At 36.6% G+C, this 23,040-nt stretch carries 18 protein-coding genes and 1 riboswitch; of the genes, 9 read left to right on the top strand and 9 right to left on the bottom strand.

Annotated elements, in window-relative coordinates:
• Nucleotides 1-693: 693 nt before the first annotated feature.
• The 4 genes from pckA to DFR56_RS20600 all read left to right on the top strand — a co-directional run bounded on the left by pckA (nt 694) and on the right by DFR56_RS20600 (nt 6,039).
• A complete protein-coding gene (gene pckA, locus DFR56_RS20585) occupies nt 694-2,277 on the top strand; it encodes a phosphoenolpyruvate carboxykinase (ATP) (RefSeq protein WP_110397343.1) in 1,584 nt (527 codons plus the stop codon).
• A gap of 1,179 nt (nt 2,278-3,456) precedes the next feature.
• On the top strand, nt 3,457-4,446 hold the full coding sequence (locus DFR56_RS20590) for an ABC transporter substrate-binding protein (RefSeq protein WP_110397344.1): 990 nt from the start codon (nt 3,457-3,459) through the stop codon (nt 4,444-4,446).
• 11 nt (nt 4,447-4,457) lie between these two features.
• Nucleotides 4,458-5,249 (top strand): ABC transporter ATP-binding protein, encoded by a 792-nt coding sequence (locus DFR56_RS20595; RefSeq protein WP_110397345.1) that lies wholly within the window; start codon nt 4,458-4,460, stop codon nt 5,247-5,249.
• Nucleotides 5,233-6,039 (top strand): ABC transporter permease, encoded by an 807-nt coding sequence (locus DFR56_RS20600; RefSeq protein WP_110397346.1) that lies wholly within the window; start codon nt 5,233-5,235, stop codon nt 6,037-6,039. Before DFR56_RS20595 ends, DFR56_RS20600 begins: the two co-directional genes overlap by 17 nt.
• Nucleotides 6,040-6,132: 93 nt before the next feature.
• Here the strand turns inward: DFR56_RS20600 and ytkD are convergent, their stop codons facing one another.
• The 7 genes from ytkD to DFR56_RS20640 all read right to left on the bottom strand — a co-directional run bounded on the left by ytkD (nt 6,133) and on the right by DFR56_RS20640 (nt 14,463).
• The gene (gene ytkD, locus DFR56_RS20605) at nt 6,133-6,609 is read right to left on the bottom strand and encodes an RNA deprotection pyrophosphohydrolase (protein WP_110397347.1); all 477 of its coding nucleotides are present in this window, start codon (nt 6,607-6,609) and stop codon (nt 6,133-6,135) included.
• A 96-nt stretch (nt 6,610-6,705) separates the two neighbouring features.
• Complete coding sequence (locus DFR56_RS20610) at nt 6,706-7,038, bottom strand: hydrolase (RefSeq protein ID WP_110397348.1); 333 nt, start codon at nt 7,036-7,038, stop codon at nt 6,706-6,708.
• 72 nt (nt 7,039-7,110) lie between these two features.
• Entirely contained in the window at nt 7,111-8,565 is a 1,455-nt protein-coding gene (locus DFR56_RS20615) for an o-succinylbenzoate--CoA ligase (protein ID WP_110397349.1), read from the bottom strand.
• 1,124 nt (nt 8,566-9,689) lie between these two features.
• Nucleotides 9,690-10,508 carry a 1,4-dihydroxy-2-naphthoyl-CoA synthase gene (gene menB, locus DFR56_RS20625; RefSeq protein ID WP_110397351.1) on the bottom strand — a complete coding sequence of 273 codons (819 nt, stop codon included), beginning with the start codon at nt 10,506-10,508 and terminating at the stop codon, nt 9,690-9,692.
• Nucleotides 10,505-11,341: a 2-succinyl-6-hydroxy-2,4-cyclohexadiene-1-carboxylate synthase gene (gene menH, locus DFR56_RS20630; protein ID WP_110397352.1), complete on the bottom strand. Its 837-nt coding sequence runs from the start codon at nt 11,339-11,341 to the stop codon at nt 10,505-10,507. Before menH ends, menB begins: the two co-directional genes overlap by 4 nt.
• Entirely contained in the window at nt 11,334-13,076 is a 1,743-nt protein-coding gene (gene menD / locus DFR56_RS20635) for a 2-succinyl-5-enolpyruvyl-6-hydroxy-3-cyclohexene-1-carboxylic-acid synthase (protein WP_110397353.1), read from the bottom strand. The genes menH and menD overlap by 8 nt, the downstream gene beginning before the upstream one ends.
• Nucleotides 13,063-14,463 (bottom strand): isochorismate synthase, encoded by a 1,401-nt coding sequence (locus DFR56_RS20640; RefSeq protein WP_110397354.1) that lies wholly within the window; start codon nt 14,461-14,463, stop codon nt 13,063-13,065. Before DFR56_RS20640 ends, menD begins: the two co-directional genes overlap by 14 nt.
• 259 nt (nt 14,464-14,722) lie before the next feature.
• Between DFR56_RS20640 and DFR56_RS20645 the strand changes: the two genes are divergently transcribed.
• Genes DFR56_RS20645 through DFR56_RS20655 form a run of 3 tightly spaced genes read left to right on the top strand, consistent with a single transcriptional unit; the run spans nt 14,723 to nt 16,837 of the window.
• Nucleotides 14,723-15,658 (top strand): 1,4-dihydroxy-2-naphthoate polyprenyltransferase, encoded by a 936-nt coding sequence (locus tag DFR56_RS20645; RefSeq protein ID WP_110397355.1) that lies wholly within the window; start codon nt 14,723-14,725, stop codon nt 15,656-15,658.
• Between the two features lie 12 nt (nt 15,659-15,670).
• Nucleotides 15,671-16,057: a hotdog fold thioesterase gene (locus DFR56_RS20650; protein WP_110397356.1), complete on the top strand. Its 387-nt coding sequence runs from the start codon at nt 15,671-15,673 to the stop codon at nt 16,055-16,057.
• Between the two features lie 15 nt (nt 16,058-16,072).
• Complete coding sequence (locus DFR56_RS20655) at nt 16,073-16,837, top strand: NRDE family protein (RefSeq protein WP_110397357.1); 765 nt, start codon at nt 16,073-16,075, stop codon at nt 16,835-16,837.
• 338 nt (nt 16,838-17,175) lie between these two features.
• Here the strand turns inward: DFR56_RS20655 and DFR56_RS20660 are convergent, their stop codons facing one another.
• Nucleotides 17,176-17,760 carry an ECF transporter S component gene (locus DFR56_RS20660; RefSeq protein WP_110397358.1) on the bottom strand — a complete coding sequence of 195 codons (585 nt, stop codon included), beginning with the start codon at nt 17,758-17,760 and terminating at the stop codon, nt 17,176-17,178.
• Nucleotides 17,761-17,908: 148 nt separating this feature from the next.
• A riboswitch (FMN riboswitch) is annotated at nt 17,909-18,058 on the bottom strand.
• 606 nt (nt 18,059-18,664) lie between these two features.
• Here DFR56_RS20660 and DFR56_RS20665 point away from each other — a divergent pair.
• The gene (locus DFR56_RS20665; RefSeq protein WP_110397359.1) at nt 18,665-19,390 is read left to right on the top strand and encodes a polysaccharide deacetylase family protein; all 726 of its coding nucleotides are present in this window, start codon (nt 18,665-18,667) and stop codon (nt 19,388-19,390) included.
• A 334-nt stretch (nt 19,391-19,724) separates the two neighbouring features.
• On the opposite strand, the gene DFR56_RS20670 is transcribed toward DFR56_RS20665, so the two are convergent.
• On the bottom strand, nt 19,725-20,495 hold the full coding sequence (locus DFR56_RS20670) for a divergent polysaccharide deacetylase family protein (protein ID WP_110397360.1): 771 nt from the start codon (nt 20,493-20,495) through the stop codon (nt 19,725-19,727).
• Nucleotides 20,496-22,230: 1,735 nt separating this feature from the next.
• Between DFR56_RS20670 and DFR56_RS20675 the strand changes: the two genes are divergently transcribed.
• Entirely contained in the window at nt 22,231-22,581 is a 351-nt protein-coding gene (locus DFR56_RS20675; protein WP_110397361.1) for a YhjD family protein, read from the top strand.
• Nucleotides 22,582-23,040 lie beyond the last annotated feature (459 nt).

Below are 23,040 nucleotides of genomic sequence, written 5' to 3' on the forward strand. Positions count from 1 at the left end.
CTGCGGAGATAGCTTGGTGTATAAGAGAAACCACTGTGGGTAGTGTATGCCACCACTCTCAAGTATGCTTTGTTCCCAAGAATCTCGTGACTTTAATCATGAGAGGTTCAAGTAAAATGTCCTTGAATAAAAAACGCTAAATAAATTTCTTGTAGCGAAAGATGACGACTCCTATGGGAATAGCATAAGAGGAATGCGGAATAAGGAAACCACGTCCTGGGACTGGGACTGCACCTACTCCTCCCATCGAAGGCCTTTGCACATTCGTTCGCATCACCATTAAGATTTGTGACGTCATTGACACTAGCACTTACGATTATTCGTCGCAATAAACATTGTACGTCAGAGGCTCCAATAGACCTTAAGAAAAGCGTTCGCCTGGAGCAGAAAGTAACGGTTTTAATCCATTTATATAGTTCAGATTCATCCTTGCTTCATTGAATAATGAATGACTCATACTTATTAATGGAGCACATTTTTTTATTTTTGACGGTGCACTCATTGTTTGTGAGTAATTTCACAAATTTGAAACATTTTATAATATCGCTTAACTATGCATATAATAAGGATATTTGGTCGAAAAGTACATTTTTATTTCTGTAAAATCATTGTTTCATTTAATATTAGTATGGACTATTTAACCTAATGTGTTATACTATATTCTAGAATCTCGAAAAAAGGATGGTAAGTGTAATGAACATGACAGCAAAGTCAACTGTGACACAAGAACATTTAAATAATAATATTCATACAAATTTATCCGTTCCATTATTAGTAGAAAAGATTTTATCCAATGATGAAGGTGTTTTAACTGCAACTGGTTCGGTTCGAGCTACTACGGGAAAATATACAGGTCGTTCCCCTAAAGACCGTTTTATCGTTCGTGATAATGTTACTGAAAACATCGTTGACTGGGGATCAGTGAACCAACCTCTTGAAGAAGCTTCTTTTGAAAAATTATACAATAAAGTGATGACACATTTAAAAGAGAATAATGAATTATTTTCTTTTAAAGGGTTCGCTGGCGCTGATCCAAAATATCGCCTACCAGTTGAAGTAGTCAATGAATACGCATGGCATAATTTATTTGCCCGTCAATTATTTATTACGCCAACGGAAGAAGAGTTAAAAAATCACCAATCTGAGTTTACCGTTCTTTCTGCACCTAATTGTAAAGCAGATCCTGTTGAAGATGGAACAAATTCAGAAACATTTATCGTTATTTCATTTAAAAAGCGTGTCGTTCTTATTGGAGGAACAGAATATGCTGGTGAAATTAAAAAGTCGATCTTTTCTGTCATGAACTACTTATTACCACAGCAGAACGTACTCTCAATGCATTGTTCCGCAAATGTTGGTGAAGAAGGTGATGTTTCATTATTCTTCGGTCTTTCAGGAACAGGAAAAACAACTCTTTCTGCTGATCCATACCGTAAATTAATCGGTGATGATGAGCATGGCTGGAGCCCGAATGGTGTCTTCAATATTGAAGGTGGCTGTTATGCAAAATGTGTTGATTTATCACAAGAAAAAGAACCACAAATTTATGGTGCTATTCGATTTGGATCAGTACTAGAAAACGTAGTACTTGATGAAGATACTCGTGAACCAAATTATGCTGATACTTCTTTAACAGAAAACACAAGAGCAGCATACCCATTAGAAAATATTGATAATATCGTTGTCCCAAGTGTTGCTGGACATCCAAATACAATTATTTTCTTAACTGCTGATGCATCCGGTACTTTACCGCCGATTAGTAAACTTACGAAAGAACAAGCAATGTATCATTTCTTAAGTGGCTACACGAGTAAATTAGCGGGAACAGAACGTGGAATTACGGAACCAGAAGCAACGTTCTCAGCATGCTTTGGCTCTCCATTTTTACCACTTTCACCTGATAAGTATGCACAAATGCTTGGTGAAAAAATCGACCAATTTAATTCAAATGTATTTTTAGTTAATACTGGTTGGACTGGCGGGCCTTATGGTGTGGGAAATCGTATGAAGCTTTCCTACACACGTGCGATGATCCATGCAGCTTTAGAGGGTGAATTAAATACGATTGAAACAGTTCAAGATGACATTTTCGGACTAAATATTCCTGCACACGTTCCAGGGGTACCAGATGAAGTATTGGTTCCTAGAAACACTTGGGAAGATAAAGAGGCATATGACAAAACAGCACAAAACTTAGCAAATGAATTCCACAAAAACTTTGAAAAATTCACACACGCAAGTGATGATATTAAAAATGCTGGTCCAATTTTCAAATAAACTAGAACGAAAACCGACTCCTCTGAATGGGTCGGTTTTTAACTATTCACTTGCTACCCAAATCTTTTTCTGGTTCAGCCCCACTGGCGACAGTTGCGGGTTATTTTTTTACGTCTTTCCATGAAATTCATACACGAGGGTAACCGCAACGGGTTACTTCTTACGGCTTTCCATGAAATTCATACACGAAGGATACCGCAACGGGTTACTTCTTACGGCTTTCCATGAAATTCATACACGAGAGGAACTGCAACGGGGTACTTCTTACGGCTTTCCATGAAATTCGTACACGAGGGGAACTGCAACGGGTTACTTCTTACGGCTTTCCATGAAATTCATACACGAAGGAAGCCGCAACGGGTTACTTCTTACGGTTTTCCATGAAATTCATACACGAGGGAAACCGCAACGGGTTACTTCTTGCGGCTTTCAATGAAATTCATACACGAGGGTAACCGCAACGGGTTACTTCTTACGGCTTTCCATGAAATTCATACACGAAGGATACTGCAACGGGTTACTTCTTACGGCTTTCCATGAAATTCATACACGAAGGATACTGCAACGGGTTACTTCTTACGGCTTTCCATGAAATTTATACACGAGGGGAACTGCAACGGGTTACTTCTTACGGCTTTCCATGAAATTCATACACGAGGGAAACCGCAACGGGTTACTTCTTACGGCTTTCCATGAAATTTATACACGAGGGGAACTGCAACGGGTTACTTCTTACGGCTTTCCATGAAATTCATACCCGAAGGAAGCCGCAACGGGTTACTTCTTACGGCTTTCCATGAAATTCATACACGAAGGAAGCCGCAACGGGTTACTTCTTACGGCTTTCCATGAAATTCATACACGAGGGGAACTGCAACGGGTTACTTCTTACGGCTTTCCATGAAATTCATACACGAAGGATACTGCAACGGGTTACACTTTACGGCTTTCCATAAATTTCATGCCTGAGGAATCATCCCTTGGGTGATTTTTGGTGGACTTTTTGAACATTCTTCTAAAGGAGAACATTATCTTTTCATAGTGATCTACCTCTCTACAAAATCTATCTTATTTTTGCACATAGTTACACCTGTCATTTGTCAATTTCTTTTTCACAAATTCCTCCTTTTTTGCATAGGCTGATGTTGATATACGATAAATGTAAAGGAGTCGAATCGGATGAAAAGGATCACCTTGTTATGTTGCTTCACATTCATCATGCTCACTTTATTTAGTGCATGTTCTAGTAAAGATGTTTCTGAAATTAAACTGGCTGAAGTTACTCGTTCTGTATTTTATACCCCTCAATATGTTGCAATTGAAAATGGCTATTTTGAAGAGGAAGGATTAGAGGTGGATCTTCAAACGACTTGGGGTGGCGATAAAACAATGACTGCTCTTTTATCAGATAATGCGGATATTGCACTAGTCGGTTCTGAAACATCGATTTATGTTTATGCACAAGATGCATCCGACATAGTGATTAACTTCGCGCAGCTTACCCAAACAGATGGTACCTTTTTAGTTTCAAAATCAGATAAGCCCAATTTTACATGGGAGGACACAAAAGATAGCATCTTTTTAGGTCAACGAAAAGGTGGAATGCCACAAATGGTTGGAGAATTTGTGTTAAAGAAACACAATATTGATCCACATGACGATTTAGAGCTGATTCAAAATATTGACTTTGCTAATATTCCTGGTGCATTTGTTTCTGGTGATGCCGAATATGTTCAATTATTTGAACCTACTGCAAGTATGTTTGAAAAAGAAGGTAAAGGGCATGTTATTGCATCATTCGGTGAAGAATCAGATTTTTTACCATATACAGTATTTATGACAAAAGAAAGTTATCTAGTCGAAAATGAAGACATCGTAAAAAGTTTCACAAAAGCTATTTATAAAGCCCAACAATGGGTACAGGAAACTGATTCAGAGGAAATCGCAAAAGTGGTGCAACCATATTTTGAAGATACGGAGCTTGACATACTTGCCTCCTCGATTGAACGTTACAAACAGCAAGACTCCTTTGCAGAAACACCGTTATTATCTGAAGAATCGTGGAATCATTTACAAACAATAATGGAAGAAGCTGGGGAACTTCCGAAACAGGCACCATATGATGAATTAGTGAATACGGATATTGCAAACGAGGTTACAGAAGACTAGGGGGAAAAGGCATGACATTTTTAACCTTAGATAAAGTATCACACTACTATTTTTCAACATCGGGATATACGAAAGCGCTAGATGACATTTCTTTATCTATTGAAGAAGGAGAATTTGTCTCCATTATCGGGCCTAGCGGATGCGGAAAATCAACCATTTTATCGATCATTGCTCGTTTAATGAAGCAGACAGAAGGGGAAATTACGTTAAAAAAAGAATCATTAATGAATTCCCCTTTAAATATTGGTTATATGTTGCAGCAAGATTATTTATTTCCTTGGAAAACGATTATGGCTAATATTTTACTCGGGCCAAAAGTTAGTAATAATATAACGGAAAATACCATTTCCCAAGCGAGAAAATTATTAGATGAAGTGAATTTAAAACATACGGAACATGATTATCCATCTGAACTTTCTGGTGGGATGAGACAACGTGTTGCTCTCGTTCGCACTTTGATTAAAAATCCTGAAATTTTATTGTTCGATGAGCCATTTTCTGCACTTGATTATGTAACAAAACTTAAGCTCGAAAATTTAGTCGCAAAAATGATGAAAACATATAACAAAACAGCTATTTTAGTAACACATGACCTTGGAGAAGCAATTTCGATGAGTGATCGAATTTTTTTAATGGACGCTACTCCAGGAAAAATCATCAAGACATTTTTTGTTCCAAAAGAATTACGGGAGGAAGAACCTTTTTTTGTTAGACGTCATCCAAAATATCAAGCCTTATTTGATGAAGTTTGGCAACATTTAAATAAGGAGAAAGGAATGACGCTTCATGAAAGAAACGATTGATCGCATATTTCACGATAATTATTTACGAAAAATAAAAATCGAAAAAAGGATCGTTACATTTTGGCAAATTGTATTGTTTCTATTGTTTTTAAGTCTGTGGGAAATAGCAAGTCGCCTGCATTTAATCGATCCGTTACTCTTTAGTTCGCCAACGAAGGTTTCATCATTACTATACGAAAAAGTATTAGATGGTTCTATGTTGAATGCTTTACAAGTAACATTATTTGAAACAGTATTAGGATTTATTATCGGTACTGTTTTAGGGATTATTCTCGCCTCTATACTCTGGTCATCTGTAAGACTTGCGAAAATAGCTGATCCTTATTTAGTTATTTTTAATGCCATGCCCAAAGTGGCTTTAGGACCAATCATTATTGTTGCATTTGGACCAGGGTATCTGTCTATCATTATGATGGGGGCGATTATATCCGTTATTATTACAACATTAGTCGTTTATTCTGCATTTAATGAAGTCGATCCAAACTATGAAAAAGTATTAAAAAGTTTTGGAGCAACAAGACGGCAATGTTTTAAAGAGGCGATTTTCCCAGCAACTTTACCAACGATGATTTCTACCTTAAAAGTGAACGTTGGCCTTAGCTGGGTTGGTGTAATCGTAGGAGAGTTTCTCGTTTCCAATAAAGGACTCGGGTATTTAATTATTTATGGATTCCAAGTGTTTGACTTTACATTAGTTATGTCCAGTTTAGTTGTGATTGCACTACTTGCTGCTATCATGTATAAAATCGTTGAAAAGTTGGAAAGTTGGCTAATCAAACATACAGCCTAACTCAAAATCTTGTTTTTTCATCCACATGCAGGATTAGTGCAAGCGCACGCCAAATAAAAAATTGCCCCTGCACTTGGCGGGAAAGGCAATTTTTTATTGGCAATATTTTTCTACTACAAATTGTAGACAGTGTGAAAGTACATCATCTTTCATCATAAAACTGTAGCGATGACTCTTTTTCACATTGGTCGGAATATGATTGAGAAGCTTTGGACCGTCTGTTTCATAATACGTATCTTGTTCAACTAACGAATCTATATGTGCAAAGTAGACATTTTTTATAATCGTACCACTTTTTCCAGAGACAAAATATTGCGCAATATAATGAAGGTCTTTCACTACACCACCGGTTTCTTCCATCACTTCACGGATTGCTGCTTCTTGGGCAGTCTCCCCTTCTTCCACTTTCCCACCCGGAAATTCCAGTCCTCTACTTCCATGCTTTGTAAGAAGCCATTGCTTTTTATACTTACAGATGACCCATACATGTTTTGGTGTTTTTGAAAATGGTTGATGTTCAAACGATAATTGTACTTCATTATGGTAAAAATCTCTAAATGTATAATTCATGACAACAACAACTACCTTTTTACGTCCGTTACTGTTCCTCTATTGTATAATATCATTAACGGCTCAAAATAGAAATGATTGTGCTGTTACATGACTTTATCCATTAGGGTCAATCGGCCTATCACTTAAAAATCCACTTTCTTCAATAAAGGACTTTGCTTGGTCATCGCCTAATTGATAAATCATCTCAAACGCTTCCGATAATGACTTGTCATAACGATCATTTGAAGGATCATTGTGATAAGGCATAATAGGGACGTGGGCTCGCCAATACGTATCCAATTCAGCAGCATGAATATCGTCTAACTTTTTCCTTAGCATGGTGACTTCGGCTTCCGTTGCATGAATGGTAAAATCCGCATTGTTTCCATGTTTTACTTGTGATATTTCTCTCGATTGTAAACTAACATAATATTTCTTTTTTTCCACCTGCAAGCACCTCCTACTATAATTTGTCTCATAATAGAAAATACATGCAAGATATAAAAATTAATCTGCTGTCTATTCCTCTAACAAGTCTTTAAGTTTATGACGCATTATTTTATTAGAAGCATTTCTTGGTAAAGATTGTACAAAATACATTTTTTTAGGTAATTTAAATGAGGCTAGCTTTATTTTGATGTGCTCATCAATCATTTGTTGTGAAACGTCACTACATGATCGAACAACAAATGCAACAGGAACTTGCCCCCATGTTTCATCTTTTCTTCCAATAACAGCAACTTCTACTATTCCTTCAACACCTAGAATCACATTTTCAATTTCAGATGGATAAATATTTTCTCCGCCCGATATAATTAAATCCGTTCTACGATCAACTACATATAAAAAGTTATCTTCGTCTAGATAACCCAAATCTCCTGTCTTAAACCAACCATCTTCAAAAGACGATTCATTCGCTTGTTCGTTGTTCACATAACCTTTCATTACCATCGGACCTTTTACAACAATTTCTCCTATCCCTTCTTCATTTTGATTCCATATTTTAAGGGCTGCTTGAAATAAAGGTTTCCCAGCTGAACCTAATTTTTCAAATGCATAGTCAGCACTCAATGTTACAATTTGTGAACTTGTTTCTGTCATGCCATAAGACTGAAACAGTGGAATTTGTTTTTCAGCCACTTGTTTTAAAATTGGTTCAGGTACAGATCCACCACCAAGTAAAAAACAACGGACATGATTTGGTAAAGGAGTTTTTCCTACCTTTTTAAGAAATTGTTTTAACATTAGCGTTACAAGTGATATGATCGTTATTTTTTTCTCCATAATTGTTTCATAAAATTGGTTCGAATCATATTTTTCCATTAAAAAAACAGTCATCCCATAAATAACACTGCGGAGTAAGATCGATAAACCACCAACATGAAAAATTGGTAATGTTAATAACCATTTATCGTCCTTATTAAGCCCAAGATTTAACATAGAGCCGATAGCACTTGCCCAATGGTTACCATATGTATGGATGACCCCTTTCGGATTGCCCGTCGTCCCTGATGTAAACATCATCGTAAAAGGATCTTGTACATTTATTTGCGTTGGCAGTTTTATTTCCGCTTCATTCAACACTTGTATGTCAGAATAGGTTTTTTGAAGTGGAAAATCAAGTTTTTTGTCGTTACGAAGTCTTTCTGTCGTTATCACTAAAGTTGTTTCTGACTGTTTTAATTGATACTGTAATTCTTGTTTTGAAAGTCGTGTATTAAGTAACACTGCCACTGCTTTTAAATAGGAAAGTGCGTGGATCGCAATTACCATATCGGTTCGATTCGTCGATAAGATGGCTACTTTTGCATTTTCTCCGATTCCTAAAGTAGCAATCTTTTTAGCAAAAGTTTTACTTTCTTGTTCCAACTGCAAAAAAGAAAGTGTACGATCATCCGTATTTTCGATGGCAATTTTATGAGGGGATAATTCTGCTTGTTTTGTTAACCAATGAGGCATCGTTTCATTCAACATATAAAAATCTCCTTCTACACTGACAGAAGCTTGGAAAGAAGTGTTTTAGTCCGAAAATAATCCGAACTATATTTCTTCGATAAAATATTTGCATTCATTCAAACTTTTCATTTGCCCGTTTTATAACTTGGTGTCAATTATCAGACCGCTACGAAAATGCACTGCGCTTTCACCATAGGGCATAAGAGCGACATCTGTTCTTCCTGCGCTACCGCTTGGTTTTCACAGTGTCTCCTTTACCGTGGGCGGTGCCCCGACAAGGGGTATGCCGACGTTGCCCGCAAAGGGCGGTTTTAGTTGGCCTTCCTTAAATATCGCACTGCGTAGTCTCACCAATGCCTTTCCTGATAGCACTGAAAAAGTCCCTTGGCTGTTGATTCCACTTCAGATGGACGCTTTCTGCGGGCAACCCCGGGCTTCCTCGGAAGCAAAGTGCGCTTCCTGCGGGATTTTCTGACGTACAGGATGTACTAGCGCAGACGAAGACATAAGGACGTGGCGTTCTTAGTCTGCGTTCCTCTGTTGCTTTTTCCGCTGGAGTCGCCACCTTACGTTCCAATCAACTAAGTATGCTCATAACCTTTAGTTTTTCAGTAGCCTCCCTTTCCTCCCACAGGAGTCTCCGTGCATTTCTTCGCTAGTATATAAACAGTACGATGCACGTGCTTCCACTATTCTGGTGGTTGTTTGGAGCGGAGGATCATTGACTCCTACGGGAAAAGCAAATGTTCTTCGATGAGACGAGCATTTAGCATAGTCCCACATGTCTGAAGACCCCGCAGGAAGTGGTTTTCTTCCGAGGTAGGTTAAGTACGCGACGTCCTGGGGCTGGGACTGTGATTACTCGTCCCAACGTAAAGATTTGCACTAGCACGTCCTGCGACTGCGATTACTCGTCACAATAAACATTGTGCGTCGGAGGGCTGAAGCCGTGCCCGCTAAAAAGCAATGATCCGCAGCGGAAAACAACCTAGAAGTTACTGCGCAGTTTATTTCAACTACGTTTATATTTATCATCCAACCGCTATAAAAGTGATAATCTTAACTTTCTTTTCTATAATCGTTCGTCTTTTGGGTGTATCGATTTGTTATACCGCAGCCTTCATTTCAACAACTAATTTCGTTTAAGGAAAACGTGGGAATTGATCAAAATCTGGTTTACGTTTTTCTTTGAATGCATCTCTTCCTTCTTTTGCTTCGTCTGTCGTATAGTAAAGAAGTGTTGCATCTCCGCCCATTTGCTGCAAACCTGCAAGTCCATCTGTATCCGCGTTAAAGGATGCTTTTAAGAATCGTAATGCCGTTGGTGATTTTTCCAAAATTTCTTCACACCATTGTAATGTTTCTTCTTCTAATTTTTCTAGTGGTACAACGGTATTGACCATCCCCATTTCATATGCATCAGCTGCACTATATTGACGGCATAAATACCAAATTTCACGCGCACGTTTATGTCCAACCATACGCGCTAAATAACCTGCACCATATCCCGCATCAAAGCTACCAACTTTCGGTCCAGTTTGTCCAAATGTTGCGTTTTCTGAAGCAATCGTTAAATCACAAATAATGTGAAGTACATGTCCACCGCCAATGGCATACCCATTTACCATTGCAATGACAGGTTTTGGAATGGTGCGGATAAGGCGCTGTAAATCTAACACGTTTAGTCGCGGTACTTGGTCATCTCCTACATATCCTCCATGACCACGAACAGATTGGTCACCACCCGAACAAAATGCTTTCTCTCCTGCACCTGTTAAAACAATGACTCCAATCGAAGAATCATCTCTTGCATCGGCAAAAGCATCGATCATTTCATTTACAGTGAGTGGAGTAAAAGCATTATGTTTCTCTGGTCGATTCATCGTAATTTTAGCGACACCATTATATTTTTCAAAAATGATTTCCTTATATTCTCTTACTTTTTCCCATTGTACTGTCACTTTCGAGCACCCTCTTTTATGTATATTTTTTCTCTCAAGAACTCCCTTACTATTTTAGCAAACTTTTCAACTTGTTCAACATGAACAGCATGACCAGTATCTTTTATGATGGAAAGTTGTGCATCTTTTATTTGGGAATCCATTTCTTTAGTTATTTGGACAAATTTCTGATCCTTCGCTCCAGCAATTAATAAAACTGGTACAATTACTTGTTGCAATTGTTTCCACCAAGATGGTTGTTTTCCAGTCCCCATATATAATAGTGAATTAGCTAGACCTTCCTCTGTTTGTTTCATTCGTTCCATACGGATTTTATCGCGGACGTCTTGCGGTAACCGTTTTTGCGACTGAAAAAGCGGGATATTCTCCCAATAATGAACAAAGCTAGCTACTCCGTTTACCATGATTTGCTCTGCTAACTTAGCATCCTTTTCTATCCGGGCTTTTCTTTCTTCTTCCGTTTTCAAACCTGGTGACGCACTTTCTAAGATAAGTGTTTTTACGATTTCAGGATAATACATGGCAAAAGATAATGCTGTACGTCCACCAAGTGAATAGCCGAGCAAATGACATGTTTCAATCTGTAAGAATGTAAGCATTTGTTTTAAATCACGGCAAAATGCTTCCATCGTCTTAGGGGAGGAACCAGTCGTTCTGCCATGACCTGGTAAATCAATCGTAATGACTTGATATTCTTTTGCCAAATTCGGAACTACATTTTCCCACGTTTTACTACTCCCTGTAAACCCATGTAGTAAAACGATTGGTTCGCCACTTCCCTGCTTAGTGTAACCATAAGTGGTATCTTCAACTGCTATCAAATTATCATTCATTTTTCAGTAACCTCTGCTCTATTTTTCCAAAAAGTTCTCGATGCCAGGCAACATTTTCCGCTCGATCTGTTTGTACTTCAATGACAGATAAACCGCTTATCTTATAGGCCTTTTGTAAAGCTGCTTCTAAACTAGCATGATTTAATACAAGTTCATATGATCCACCATACATGGATACTGCTTTTTCAAAGTCAATGTTTAGAGGCGTACCGAATAGAGCTTCAAAATGTTTCTTTTCATTCGCTTGTGGTAAAAATGAAAAGATTCCCCCACCATTATTATTAATAAGTAAAATTGTTAGCCTTATTTTATATTGTTTGGCAACAAGTAAACTATTTAAATCATGATAAAAACTTAAGTCCCCTACGATTAACGTGACATGTTTATCTGTTGTTGCGGCAACGCCAAGTGCACTAGACACTGTCCCATCGATTCCACTAACTCCACGATTTGCATGTACGGTCATTTGTTTATCATTCGGAGTAAAAAATGTATCTAAATCTCTAACTGGCATGCTGTTTGCTACAAAAATAACACTTTCGTTTGGAATCATTTGTAGTACATGTTGGACAGCTTTTCCTTCCGTTAACAACGCATCTGCTTCCCTATCTTCCAATTCCTCCATGACGATTTCATTCAGCTTTCGCCATTTGGATAACCAAGTATCGTCTCTCTTCACCTGACGGAAAAGTGGTAGTACATCTTTACATAGTAAGCTACCATCTGCAAAAATATATTCACTATGATGATTGGTTGGTTCGCGCATCGCTTCATTATCTTCCACGACGATTTGTAACACGTCTTCATGTTCCTCTAAATAAAACAAATAATTTTTTGAAATTGGCATCGCACCAAAACGAATAATATAATCAGGTGTTAGCTTTGCTCGCAGTTCTTTTGAACGTAACATCGCGTCATACGTAGAAATAATCGTATTTTTCCCGTGCCCGCCTGCTCGTAGCTGTGATAATGGATCGGCAAGTACAGGAATTTGTAACTGCTCACTAAGTGCGGTAAGATGCATTCCTAATGATTCGTCCACTTGGGGACCACAAACAATCACCCCTTTTTTATGTGTAGCAAGCTTTTGAACGAACAGTTGTAATTGCTGTTCCTGTAATCGTTTTTTTCCGTCATATACACTATTATAACAATTTCCAGTGCGTTCCCCCCATAAACCGTCCATATGCACATTGGGCATTAACGGTTCTCGAAATGGAAAATTATAATGAACAGGGCCTGGATTTCCTTGCATTGCTTTTCGAACTGCCCGTGCGGCACTACTACGTACATAGCGAAGCATTTCAGGTGAACGATCTGGTAACGCCATTTCTTGAAAATCTTTGACAAACTGTCCATACATATTTATTTGAGTGATTGTTTGGGAAGCCCCGACTCCCCGTAATTCATGAGGGCGGTCTGCCGTCAATACAATGAGCGGGACACGAGCATAATATGCTTCAACGATTGCGGGAAAATAATTAGCTGCTGCTGTTCCCGATGTACAGACAAGTGCAACAGGTTTATTCGTTTGTTTTGCAATACCTAATGCAAAATAGGCTGCAGAACGTTCATCGATGATAACCCATTCCTTTATACGCTGATGTTCTGCACATAATACTGCAAGCGGAGTGGATCTTGACCCAGGTGAAACAACAACATGGGTAAGCCCACTACAAACTAATTCATCAACAAAGCTTGCAGTATAGCGAGTTAAATTTTCAATATGACTCATCATTGGCCTCCATAATATGAAGCATCGGTAAAAATTTCACGTTCGTTTCATCGTATTCCATTTCTGGATCTGAATCACGCATTACACCACAACCGGCAAAAAGGGAAACCTCATCTTTTTGGATCAATCCTGAACGAATAGCAACGGCGAATTCACTATTTTTATTGCTATCAAGCCAGCCGATCGGTGCTCCATACCAGCCTCGATCTAAACGTTCTTCTTCTCGAATAAACGCTAATGCTTTTTCCCTTGGAACTCCTCCTAATGCAGGAGTTGGGTGCAATTTTTTTATGATATCAAACACTGTATAACTTGGCTTTAACTTCGCTGTTACCGGAGTGTATAAGTGTTGTAGGTTTCGGAGTGGATAGATTACCGGCTCCTTTGGAATATCGATTGCTTCACAATATTTTTCAATATTTTGTTTAATCATTTGCACAACATAATCATGTTCTTCACGATTCTTTTGATCAAATAGTAAACTTCGTGCAATTGTTGCATCTTCTTCTTTCGTTTTTCCACGTGGAGCTGTCCCTGCCAAACACGTAGACAATAGCTTATCACCTTGTACTTGAACAAGCCTTTCGGGAGTTGCTCCTAAAAAGCAATTATCATCTTGCTCAAATGCAAAGATATAACTATTTGGTTGCGTGTTAATTAGTTTTTTTAACATGCCCGCAATATTTGCGTCTTTATTTAACTTTAGACGCATCTCTCGCGCGAGTACAATTTTTTTAGCTCGATTTTGTTTTATTTCATCGACTGCTTTTTGAACAGTTTTTTTCCATGTGTTTGGTGCGATTTCTTTTTTGGCAATCACTTTTTGCGTGCTATGATGGTGCTCTGTTTCGGTTAATAAAATTTTCTCCATCGTATTTACTTCATGAATAATCTGTTCAATATTGTCCTTATTTGTTAAATAACGATTCATCGTTAAATAATAGTTACTATTATTTTTAACGACCATATACGCTGGAATTGTTAATTGACTTGTCGGATACTTTGCCCATAGTCCACTTTTCTCCCTTTTCGGATCAAAAGACATACCACCGAGTGCAACTAAACCTGTCCCAACTTCTTTAAAGTGATCATGAATGATTGCCTCTTGAAGGATATTTTTCCATTCTTTTTGCAATTGTTCAAATCGGTCTTCATGTCCAATCACTTTATGTGTACAACCGACTCCAACAAGTGCAAAATCATTCGAACTATTTGTCCAAAACAAACGATCTTTCTTCGTATTTTTTGCAGCTTGAAACACATCTATTAAATCAACTTTATCGATCTTCTTTGTCCAACTAAACAATGGTTGTTTTCGTAAAGAGATCGCTTCATCGATTGCTTTATATAAAAAGGATTGTAAAGTCTTTTCCTCAAGTTCAATCATGTATATACCTCCAATAATACGCAGCATATAGGCCACTACTCTATTTTATTCTCTTTTAAGTGGATTCTCAAGGAAAGGCTCATTTTTTACAAAGTGAATGTAAATTCTTATAATGAACTCGTTACATTGACATGTGCAAATGATTTCCATAATATGAAGAGGAAGATGACAATTTTATTTTCAAAGAAAAAGCTTTTACATTGTTTAATATGACAGTTATTTTACCAAAAACTTCAACAATCACCAAGGGAGATTAAAGATGAGTCAAGATAAAACAGATATCAAACAAGCTTTGAATGAACAAGACGGGTTTCAAGTATGGTGGCGATTGTTAAGGCCTCATACGTTAACTGCTTCGTTTATCCCTGTCTTTGTCGGTACGATGTTTGCATTTGTAAGTGAAAATATTTTTCAAGTGAATTTGTTTTTAGCCATGTTATTTGCTTCCATATTAATTCAGGCTGCAACGAATATGTTTAATGAATATTATGATTATGTCCGGGGCTTAGATAATGAAGAGTCAGTCGGAATTGGTGGAACGATTGTCCGTGATGGGATTGCACCCAAAACAGTACTCCGCTTAGGATTAACTTTTTTCGGGATCGCCATTTTACTCGGAGTGTATATTTGTTTCGCATCTAGTTGGTGGATTGCAATAATCGGTGCTGCATCCATGTTTATCGGCTATTTATACACGGGTGGGCCAATCCCCATTGCCTATACTCCATTTGGTGAATTATTTGCGGGTCTGTTAATGGGAACAGTCATTATCGCGATTAGTTACTATATTCAAACATTAACGATGACGAAAGAAGTTATTCTCATTTCTATTCCTATCGCCATTTTTATCGGCGCGATTTTACTTGCAAACAATATTCGTGATTTAGATAATGATAAAGAAAATGGTCGAAAAACGATTGCCATTTTACTCGGTAGAATAAATGCGATTCGATTTTTAGGGAGTTTATTCTTTGTTGCATACCTTTTGACTGCAACATTTATCTTTATGGGAATCCTCCCACTTTGGTCTCTTCTGACTTTTTTAAGTATAAAAAAAGCAATGGACGTCATTCATGGCTTCCGTGGTAAAACAAAGCCACTTGAAATGATGCCGGCAATGATCAATACTGGTAAGACAAACTCTATTTATGGGTTTTTATTAGGATTTTCTTTACTTTTAAGTAAATTAATATAGGGGGATGTTTACATGAATAACACATTAATGAATGCACTTGGAATTGAAGTGATAAAGCTCGATAAAGATCAAGTCATCATGACCATGCCTGTAGATGAACGTACACACCAGCCTGCTGGATTTTTGCATGGTGGGGCAAGCGTATTATTGGCGGAAACTGCTGCAAGTATCGGTGGTTTATTAAATGTAGATGAAGAAAAGCAATCTGTCTTTGGAATCGAAATTAATGCAAACCATGTAAAAAGTAAGCGTGAAGGACTAGTAACTGCAACAGCCACCCCACTCCATGTAGGTAGAACGACAATGGTTTGGGATGTAAAAATTACCGATGAACAAAACAAGTTAATTTGTGTTTCACGTTGTACAGTTGGAGTCGTTCAGAAGAAGAACGCCAAATAGAAAGCAGGAATAATCATGTGTATTATTAGTCTCCATTTTCAAGATCATGCCCAATATAAATTAATTATTGCGGCAAACCGCGATGAGTTTTACGAACGTCCGACTAAAGAGGCAGGGTTTTGGGATGATGCACCTGAGCTTTTGGCGGGCCGTGATTTAGAAAGAATGGGTACATGGCTAGGGATAACGAAACAAGGTCGATTTGCTGCATTAACGAATTATCGTGATCCTACGAACGAACATCCAAATAAAAACTCCCGTGGTCAAATCGTTACATCCTTTTTGACAGGTGGAACATCTACAACAGATTTTTTAAAAGAATTACGGAAAAGAAAAGATGATTATAACGGTTTTAACATTATTGTTGGCACCGTAGATGAATTGTATTATTACGGAAATAGACAAACCGACATCGTGAAATTAAACGGCGGAACATATACTGTTAGTAATCATTTATTAAATACACCATGGCCGAAAGTAGAAAAAGCGCGAACCATGTTGCAGAAATATGTAACTACTCATGAAGAGATAGATGTGGATGCTTTATTTGAGCAATTAGCTTACCGTGAAATTGCTCCAGATGAATCACTTCCGAATACGGGTATTGGAATGGATTTAGAACGAAAATTATCTCCAATCTTCATTAAAACGGATGGGTATGGTACAAGGTCTTCTACTGTTTTACTCATTAATCAGGATAATGAGGTCACATTTATTGAGCGCACATATAACGAAGGCTCCTTTAAAAAGGAAAATAAATTTACTTTTCGGATAAAATAAAGGCACTACCGTTTCAAGGATAGCAAAAGAGGGTTTCAATTACAGAAAAGGAAAGAAATATTGTTTCAAATCGAAAATAAATAAATGTTGCATACCCAATTAAAATGAACATCTGATAAACGACTTCGTAGGGTGAGATGACCATCTGAAAAACAGCCCGCACTAACTACAACGAAAACGACTGTTAAAAAAAGGGAAATTAATCATCATGGGTCGGAGAAAATATACGATTTCCCAGCGAAATCAATAAAAAGGCGAAGTTAACAAAATAGTTCACGTATTAAAAAAACTCCCCATTAAGATTTTTACAGCCTTATGGGGAGTTTTTTTATTTATTTTTATCCAACTACCTCTACTCGTTTTTGTTCGATCCACTGTTTTAATTTGATAAACAGCGGAATAAATAACATACTGACTATAATCCCTTTTAAGATATTAAATGGTAAAATACCAACAATTACGGATGTCCATTTGATCGTATTATTCATTTCCATTCCAATAAGCCACGAATACGCCGGTAAAATAATGACATAGTTTAACACACTCATAATGATTGCCATCCCTGCTGTCCCAATAACGAGTCCTGAAATAACACTTTTTACCCCTTTGTATCGGTGATATAAATAAGCAACTGGGAAAATAAATAGTGTTCCGGCAATAAAGTTAGCAATAACGCCTATTGGATCTGTTGCACCAGAAAAAGCAAAATAAAGAACATTTTTCATAAATACAACGAAGATTCCAGCAAGTGGTGAAAAAATTAGTCCTGCTATTAACGCTGGAATATCACTAAAATCTACTTTTAAATAAGGTGGTAGCATTGGTAACGGAAAACTAATAAAAAATAAAATAAGTGACACAGTTGCAAGTAATGATAATACGACAAGTTTAACTAATTTTGATGAGCGATTTGTCATCTGCATCATCATCTCCTCCTCCATCCCTATATCGATTCATAAACATTGATGAAGGATAAGCTAATGATTTCCTTACAATAATAAAACCCTAAAACAAATCGTTTTAGGGCATTTTTCATAGGGAAATTAAGCACAAAATATATTGTACTTTTAGCTTCATCTTCTCCCATCCAGACTATAACTGTCGGCTCTGGACTTACACCAGATCAGCCACTATTTATAAAATAAATAGCAGGTCACGGGCTTAAAGTTATGATAACTTTTTACCGTCGGTCGGGAATTACGCCCTGCCCCGAAAATGAAATCGATATGTTGTTGTATATTTACTATAGCTTAAATGCGTTAAAATGACAAGTGGGAAAACTTTATTGGTTTGCCTATTCGCTATTTTAGGCTTGACTAGCCTACTTTATGCCGAATTTGGAAACAATTCAAAATATAAAATCGATCTAAATTACCTACCTTATATGTAATTCCATTATCGCATTCATCCATATATTGTACCCAAGAGATATTATTCATTGGAACGCTTAATTACGGCCTTTCTCTTTACTTATTTTACAAATGCCGGTAAATGAAAAGGCACATGATAAAAGACTTTATCAAAATGATGCAACAAGCATGTCTGTTGTTCTGACAAACGAGCAAATAGACAAATTATTACATAAGTTAATAGGAAATGAAAATGATAATAAGATGCTGCTCCAGTTAGAAAACATGATAAGATATGAAGCTAAATGAACACTATTTGCGTTCTTTTTTCCTTATAAAAAACAACCCCATAATTGGATTAGAAAATTCATAAGACCTTATTCAAAATGTCGATTAATTTTAAAAATACTATCAGGTTTTCGGTTAAAGAATAGAAAAAAACATAATATAAAGTTAATGATTTAAAAGAGGTGATCAATTGATTAAAAAAGTTCTCATCGTATTTTGTGTTTTATTTAGTTTTAATTACACCCATCTGGTCGATGCTTCCACTAAAAATCGAGAGGAATATGAAAAGTTAGGAAAAGTTTTTTGGGATGTGGACTTAGAAGAAAAATTTATAGCACTTACTTTTGATGATGGCCCACATCCTGCTTATACACCTCAAATATTAGATGTGTTGTTAAAACATCAAGCAAAAGCAACTTTTTTTGTCATGGGGGCTCATGCAAAAAAATATCCAGATATAATTAAACGGCAAGCTGTAGAAGGTCATGAAATAGGCAACCACACGTTTAACCATATTTATCATCAAAAAAATTCCGATCAACTAAAGGATGAACTTGATCATACGAAAAAGGCCATTCACGAAATCACCGGAAAAAAAACGAATCTCTTTCGACCGGTTGGTGGTATTTATAATGATTTAATTATTCATACAGCAATAGAGAATGGGTATGACGTTATTATGTGGTCTTGGCATCAAGATACAAAAGATTGGAAATCGCCTAGTGTAAATAATATTGTAAATCACGTTACATCTAATGTTCAACCAGGTGATATTGTCTTATTACATGATGCTGGTGGAAATCGTTCTCAAACAGTTAAGGCACTGGATGAAATACTTACCGTTTTAAAGGAAGAAGGTTACCAATTTGTCACTGTTTCTGAACTAATAAAAATAAGTCACACAAAATATAAATAAGGCTGAGAATAACTTAAACGATCAAATCTAAAAAGACCAATACATTATCTTAGCTCCGGAAATATACGTAGACTAGACTCCAGATCGGTTAGAAAGGTCACGTCCATGTTACCATCGCCGACTAGCACGTCCTGGGACTTGATAAAATCTCGTCCTATCGAAAACATTGTGCGTTGCTGAAGGAAAGGCATCCGTGAGAACCATAGTGCGCTAGCATGATGAAGCTCATCAGCCCAGATGCCTTAAGGTGCGTAAAATATATTTCCAGAGCGAGTTATATACTGTTACCATTGTTCGGACTCTTCATTAACAAACACACTTTTGTCCCAACCTTTTATTTTACTAATTGCAGATCTGGTACTAATTCTGTTAATGTAACAAAATTTGCCACTTCTTTATATGCAGGGATGTATTCATTTAATACTTCGTAGATCATTTCTCCAGATGTTCCAACGTGACCGATTGCAATAAATTGGTCAAAAAAGGTTATATTTCTTGCTAACAATTTTGCTTGATTTTTAATATGACTCACCGAATAAACTTCATCAAAAAATAAATTATTTTCTAAATAGGGTATATTCATTTCATTTGCTAACTTTTTTACAACACTTTTGCTTGAGGTTTTGATATCAAGATAAAACATCCCATTTTCTTGACATACTTCAAGCACTATTTTCATTATTCTCTCATCTTCTGTTATTTTAGAGCCCATATGATTGTTCATTCCTACTGCATGAGGAACATCAGTAAAAGCATCTAGAACTCGTTGTCTCACCTCTTCATCACTTAAATCTGACGTTATTGCACCCGGTCCTAGCCAGCTTTTCTTTCCCCTTTGTGGCTCCATTGGCATATGCACAATTACTTCATGCCCATTTTTATGTGCCAATTCAGCATCTCTTTTTGTCGTCGGCATAAAGGGCATAATTGCGACTGTTAATGGTATTGGTAAGTTAAGTATTTCATCTGTTCCCTTCATATTATTTCCTAAATCATCAATCACAATAGCCAAATCTTTTAAGGATTTTTTTTCTAAGTGCACATTATCAATAGGTAATATCAACGTTAATAAGAATAGACTAAAGACGGCTGTTAAATAATTCATTTATACCACATCCCCTAATATAAAAATTTTTATCATTAGTTTTTCCATTGATAAATATTTAATGAGTAATTTTATTAGCATAATTAATGCCCATTACAGGAATAATCATACAATCTTGAGGAAGTAATCTATCTGAATAAAAAGCTTCTTTCGTCCCCCATCTTTTTAAATAATACCGAGTTTGAGCAAACAGTACCGCGGTCATTTTGATACTCTATGACATGTCGTTAGTTTAGCACGATGATTATCTCCTCTATCTACCATTGACGTTAAGTAGTGAACAGTCGATTTTACCTTCAGAAGTTGCAGATGTTTTTGGAGTATAGTTGAGATGTTATATAAATAGCCCTGATCATTGCAAGCACAAATACTTTCTAAGCATTTTGCAATGATCAGGGCTTAAGAGCAGAGAGGATTAATCTCTTTTTAACAGTGGATCATATCCTTCATAGCTTTAAGATTAGGATTTATAGATTTTTTATTTCTCTATCCCTTCATATCGCTCCCCTATTTCTTCGCCGTCTGCAATCTAGACATCCACAATGACGAAAGCTTTCATCTCTCACATCGTTTTCTTTCCGACATCCACAAACAAATCTGTCACGTCTGTTTCTTTTTTCCCAATCGCGTTCTCCTGATATAAATTCATTTCTACGACTCACCAGTTTCACTCTCCTTATAAGTATTAAAACAGGCAACTATCAATACTAATATATGGAGAATCATCATACTTGAGTAAGCAAACCGTCCCGTTCAAGCGTCGTTTCATCCTGTTAGCCTTTATTTAGTTACAGCACTTATATCTTTCCAGAAAGGTTAACCAGAAAAATATGTATTTATTTTCTTTAAATGATACTACATGCGATGGAAAGTTATTTATTTAGGGATGAATGAAAGGATTGGACTTGTCCTTGCATTTTTTCAATTGTCATTGTAGTTTTCAATTACACTATCGCCATTTTCCTTTTTGGAATGGCACTACTTCTGTTTGAAGGTAATCATTTACAAACAAAAAACAGAACGACGTCATACATATATTTCGTTTCTGGTTTTGTTTTTATCATAGGTATTTTAATAACTAGTTTTAATAATTGTTTTGCCTTTTCACTATTCTAGGCAATTTTATGCTGCTGTTTCAGGTTGAATTTGGGCAACAATTCGTCACCATGTTGCCTATATTTTTCAATTTAAACGTATCATATTTATTGTATTAGGTGAAACTTATAACATGTCCCCCGTTAGTGAGTCCCATGATTGGGGCTCTTTTTTTACCTTATCAATTCCTTTTAACTACAATAAATTTAATATTTCAGTTAAAAATCGGAACAACGAAAATTAGTTATTGGTTTCGACTCTATGTGATCGCTTTTTAGCGAGCGGCCGTTAAGCCAACGCCTGAGCTAAAGCCCCCTAGTCTCACCTGTGCCTTTCCTTCCGCGACACACAATGTTTTCGATGGGACGAGATTTTATCGCAATCTCAGGACGTGCTAGTGTCGGGCGTTGGTCACGAACACTTTTCGATGGGACGAGTAAGCGCAGTCCCGGTCTCAGGACGTGACCGCTTTTAGCTGAATAGGAGTCGACCGCTTGCCGTTCCAACTATTAGGTTTTCATTAGCATACACGAATAGTAAGATCCTTTAATATGTAATGTTCGGATTTACCCTTGGAATTAGCTTTTTTGCAATTGACTCATCCAAAATAAAAACAAACATTCTTTACAAGGTGATTTAAATGCAAAACGATCTTAAAATTGCTTATCGTTATTTATTTATAAATTTAGCAATTAAAAATTTGGAGCTCGATCTACAGTACGTTAAAAATGGGCCATTTAAAATAAAAGCTCCCTATATAGAGTTGATGGAGAGAATGATCTCAAAAGCAATAAATGAACGTAGGAAACTAAAAGGCATTATGTATAAACGAAAGATTCAAGTAAATTATTTACATAAAAAAGGTCTTTTTACAACTTATCAAGTCGTTTCAAATGCAGGAGAAAAAGAAGTACCATTTATAAATCAGGTAATTAAAAAGTATGTGGAAGAAATAATAGAAAAATTAATAAAAGAAAGTAATGAAAAGTAACCCTCGATAGCGTATGCCACTGCGACGTTATTTTTTAAGTAATTTAGTGTTTTTACCAATAGTACCGTGATAATATTATTAACATAGTACATCATGCTAATCTCTTACAGTTATTATACCTACGTCAGCGAATTCTCTTTAAATACCTCACAATCTCCGCTATGTTTATATCGTAATGATATATGGATTAAATGGTCGCTTGCCTAACTTTCATTACACCATCATCTGAATGGAATTTTAAGCTTGACAAGAGTACCCCAATCGATGCCTTCACTCATTCATCTTTACTACTTTTCACTGTTACGACTTCCCAAGAAAATGTAAGATTCTACCATCTACCCTGATATTTTCACTCTTTTTATTCATCATTCTAGCCCTTGAGGGAAGTGTATTTAAGAGGTATACATTTTATTAGGAAACAAGTAGATTGTACTAATATTTAATGCAATAATAATTGAA

Origin of the sequence: Pseudogracilibacillus auburnensis, assembly GCF_003201975.1 — a bacterium.
Classification (GTDB): Bacteria; Bacillota; Bacilli; order Bacillales; family Amphibacillaceae; genus Pseudogracilibacillus; species Pseudogracilibacillus auburnensis.

Bases quoted from the DNA above. Each gene is read 5' to 3' on its own strand.
- DFR56_RS20650 (WP_110397356.1), top strand. From the start codon at position 15,671: ATGAATAACACATTAATGAATGCACTTGGAATTGAAGTGATAAAGCTC.
- DFR56_RS20595 (WP_110397345.1), top strand. From the start codon at position 4,458: ATGACATTTTTAACCTTAGATAAAGTATCACACTACTATTTTTCAACA.
- pckA (WP_110397343.1), top strand. From the start codon at position 694: ATGAACATGACAGCAAAGTCAACTGTGACACAAGAACATTTAAATAAT.
- menD (WP_110397353.1), bottom strand. From the start codon at position 13,076: ATGAGTCATATTGAAAATTTAACTCGCTATACTGCAAGCTTTGTTGAT.
- DFR56_RS20670 (WP_110397360.1), bottom strand. From the start codon at position 20,495: ATGAATTATTTAACAGCCGTCTTTAGTCTATTCTTATTAACGTTGATA.
- menH (WP_110397352.1), bottom strand. From the start codon at position 11,341: ATGAATGATAATTTGATAGCAGTTGAAGATACCACTTATGGTTACACT.
- DFR56_RS20615 (WP_110397349.1), bottom strand. From the start codon at position 8,565: ATGTTGAATGAAACGATGCCTCATTGGTTAACAAAACAAGCAGAATTA.
- DFR56_RS20660 (WP_110397358.1), bottom strand. From the start codon at position 17,760: ATGCAGATGACAAATCGCTCATCAAAATTAGTTAAACTTGTCGTATTA.
- ytkD (WP_110397347.1), bottom strand. From the start codon at position 6,609: ATGAATTATACATTTAGAGATTTTTACCATAATGAAGTACAATTATCG.
- DFR56_RS20590 (WP_110397344.1), top strand. From the start codon at position 3,457: ATGAAAAGGATCACCTTGTTATGTTGCTTCACATTCATCATGCTCACT.
- DFR56_RS20675 (WP_110397361.1), top strand. From the start codon at position 22,231: ATGCAAAACGATCTTAAAATTGCTTATCGTTATTTATTTATAAATTTA.
- DFR56_RS20600 (WP_110397346.1), top strand. From the start codon at position 5,233: ATGAAAGAAACGATTGATCGCATATTTCACGATAATTATTTACGAAAA.
- DFR56_RS20645 (WP_110397355.1), top strand. From the start codon at position 14,723: ATGAGTCAAGATAAAACAGATATCAAACAAGCTTTGAATGAACAAGAC.
- DFR56_RS20640 (WP_110397354.1), bottom strand. From the start codon at position 14,463: ATGATTGAACTTGAGGAAAAGACTTTACAATCCTTTTTATATAAAGCA.
- DFR56_RS20655 (WP_110397357.1), top strand. From the start codon at position 16,073: ATGTGTATTATTAGTCTCCATTTTCAAGATCATGCCCAATATAAATTA.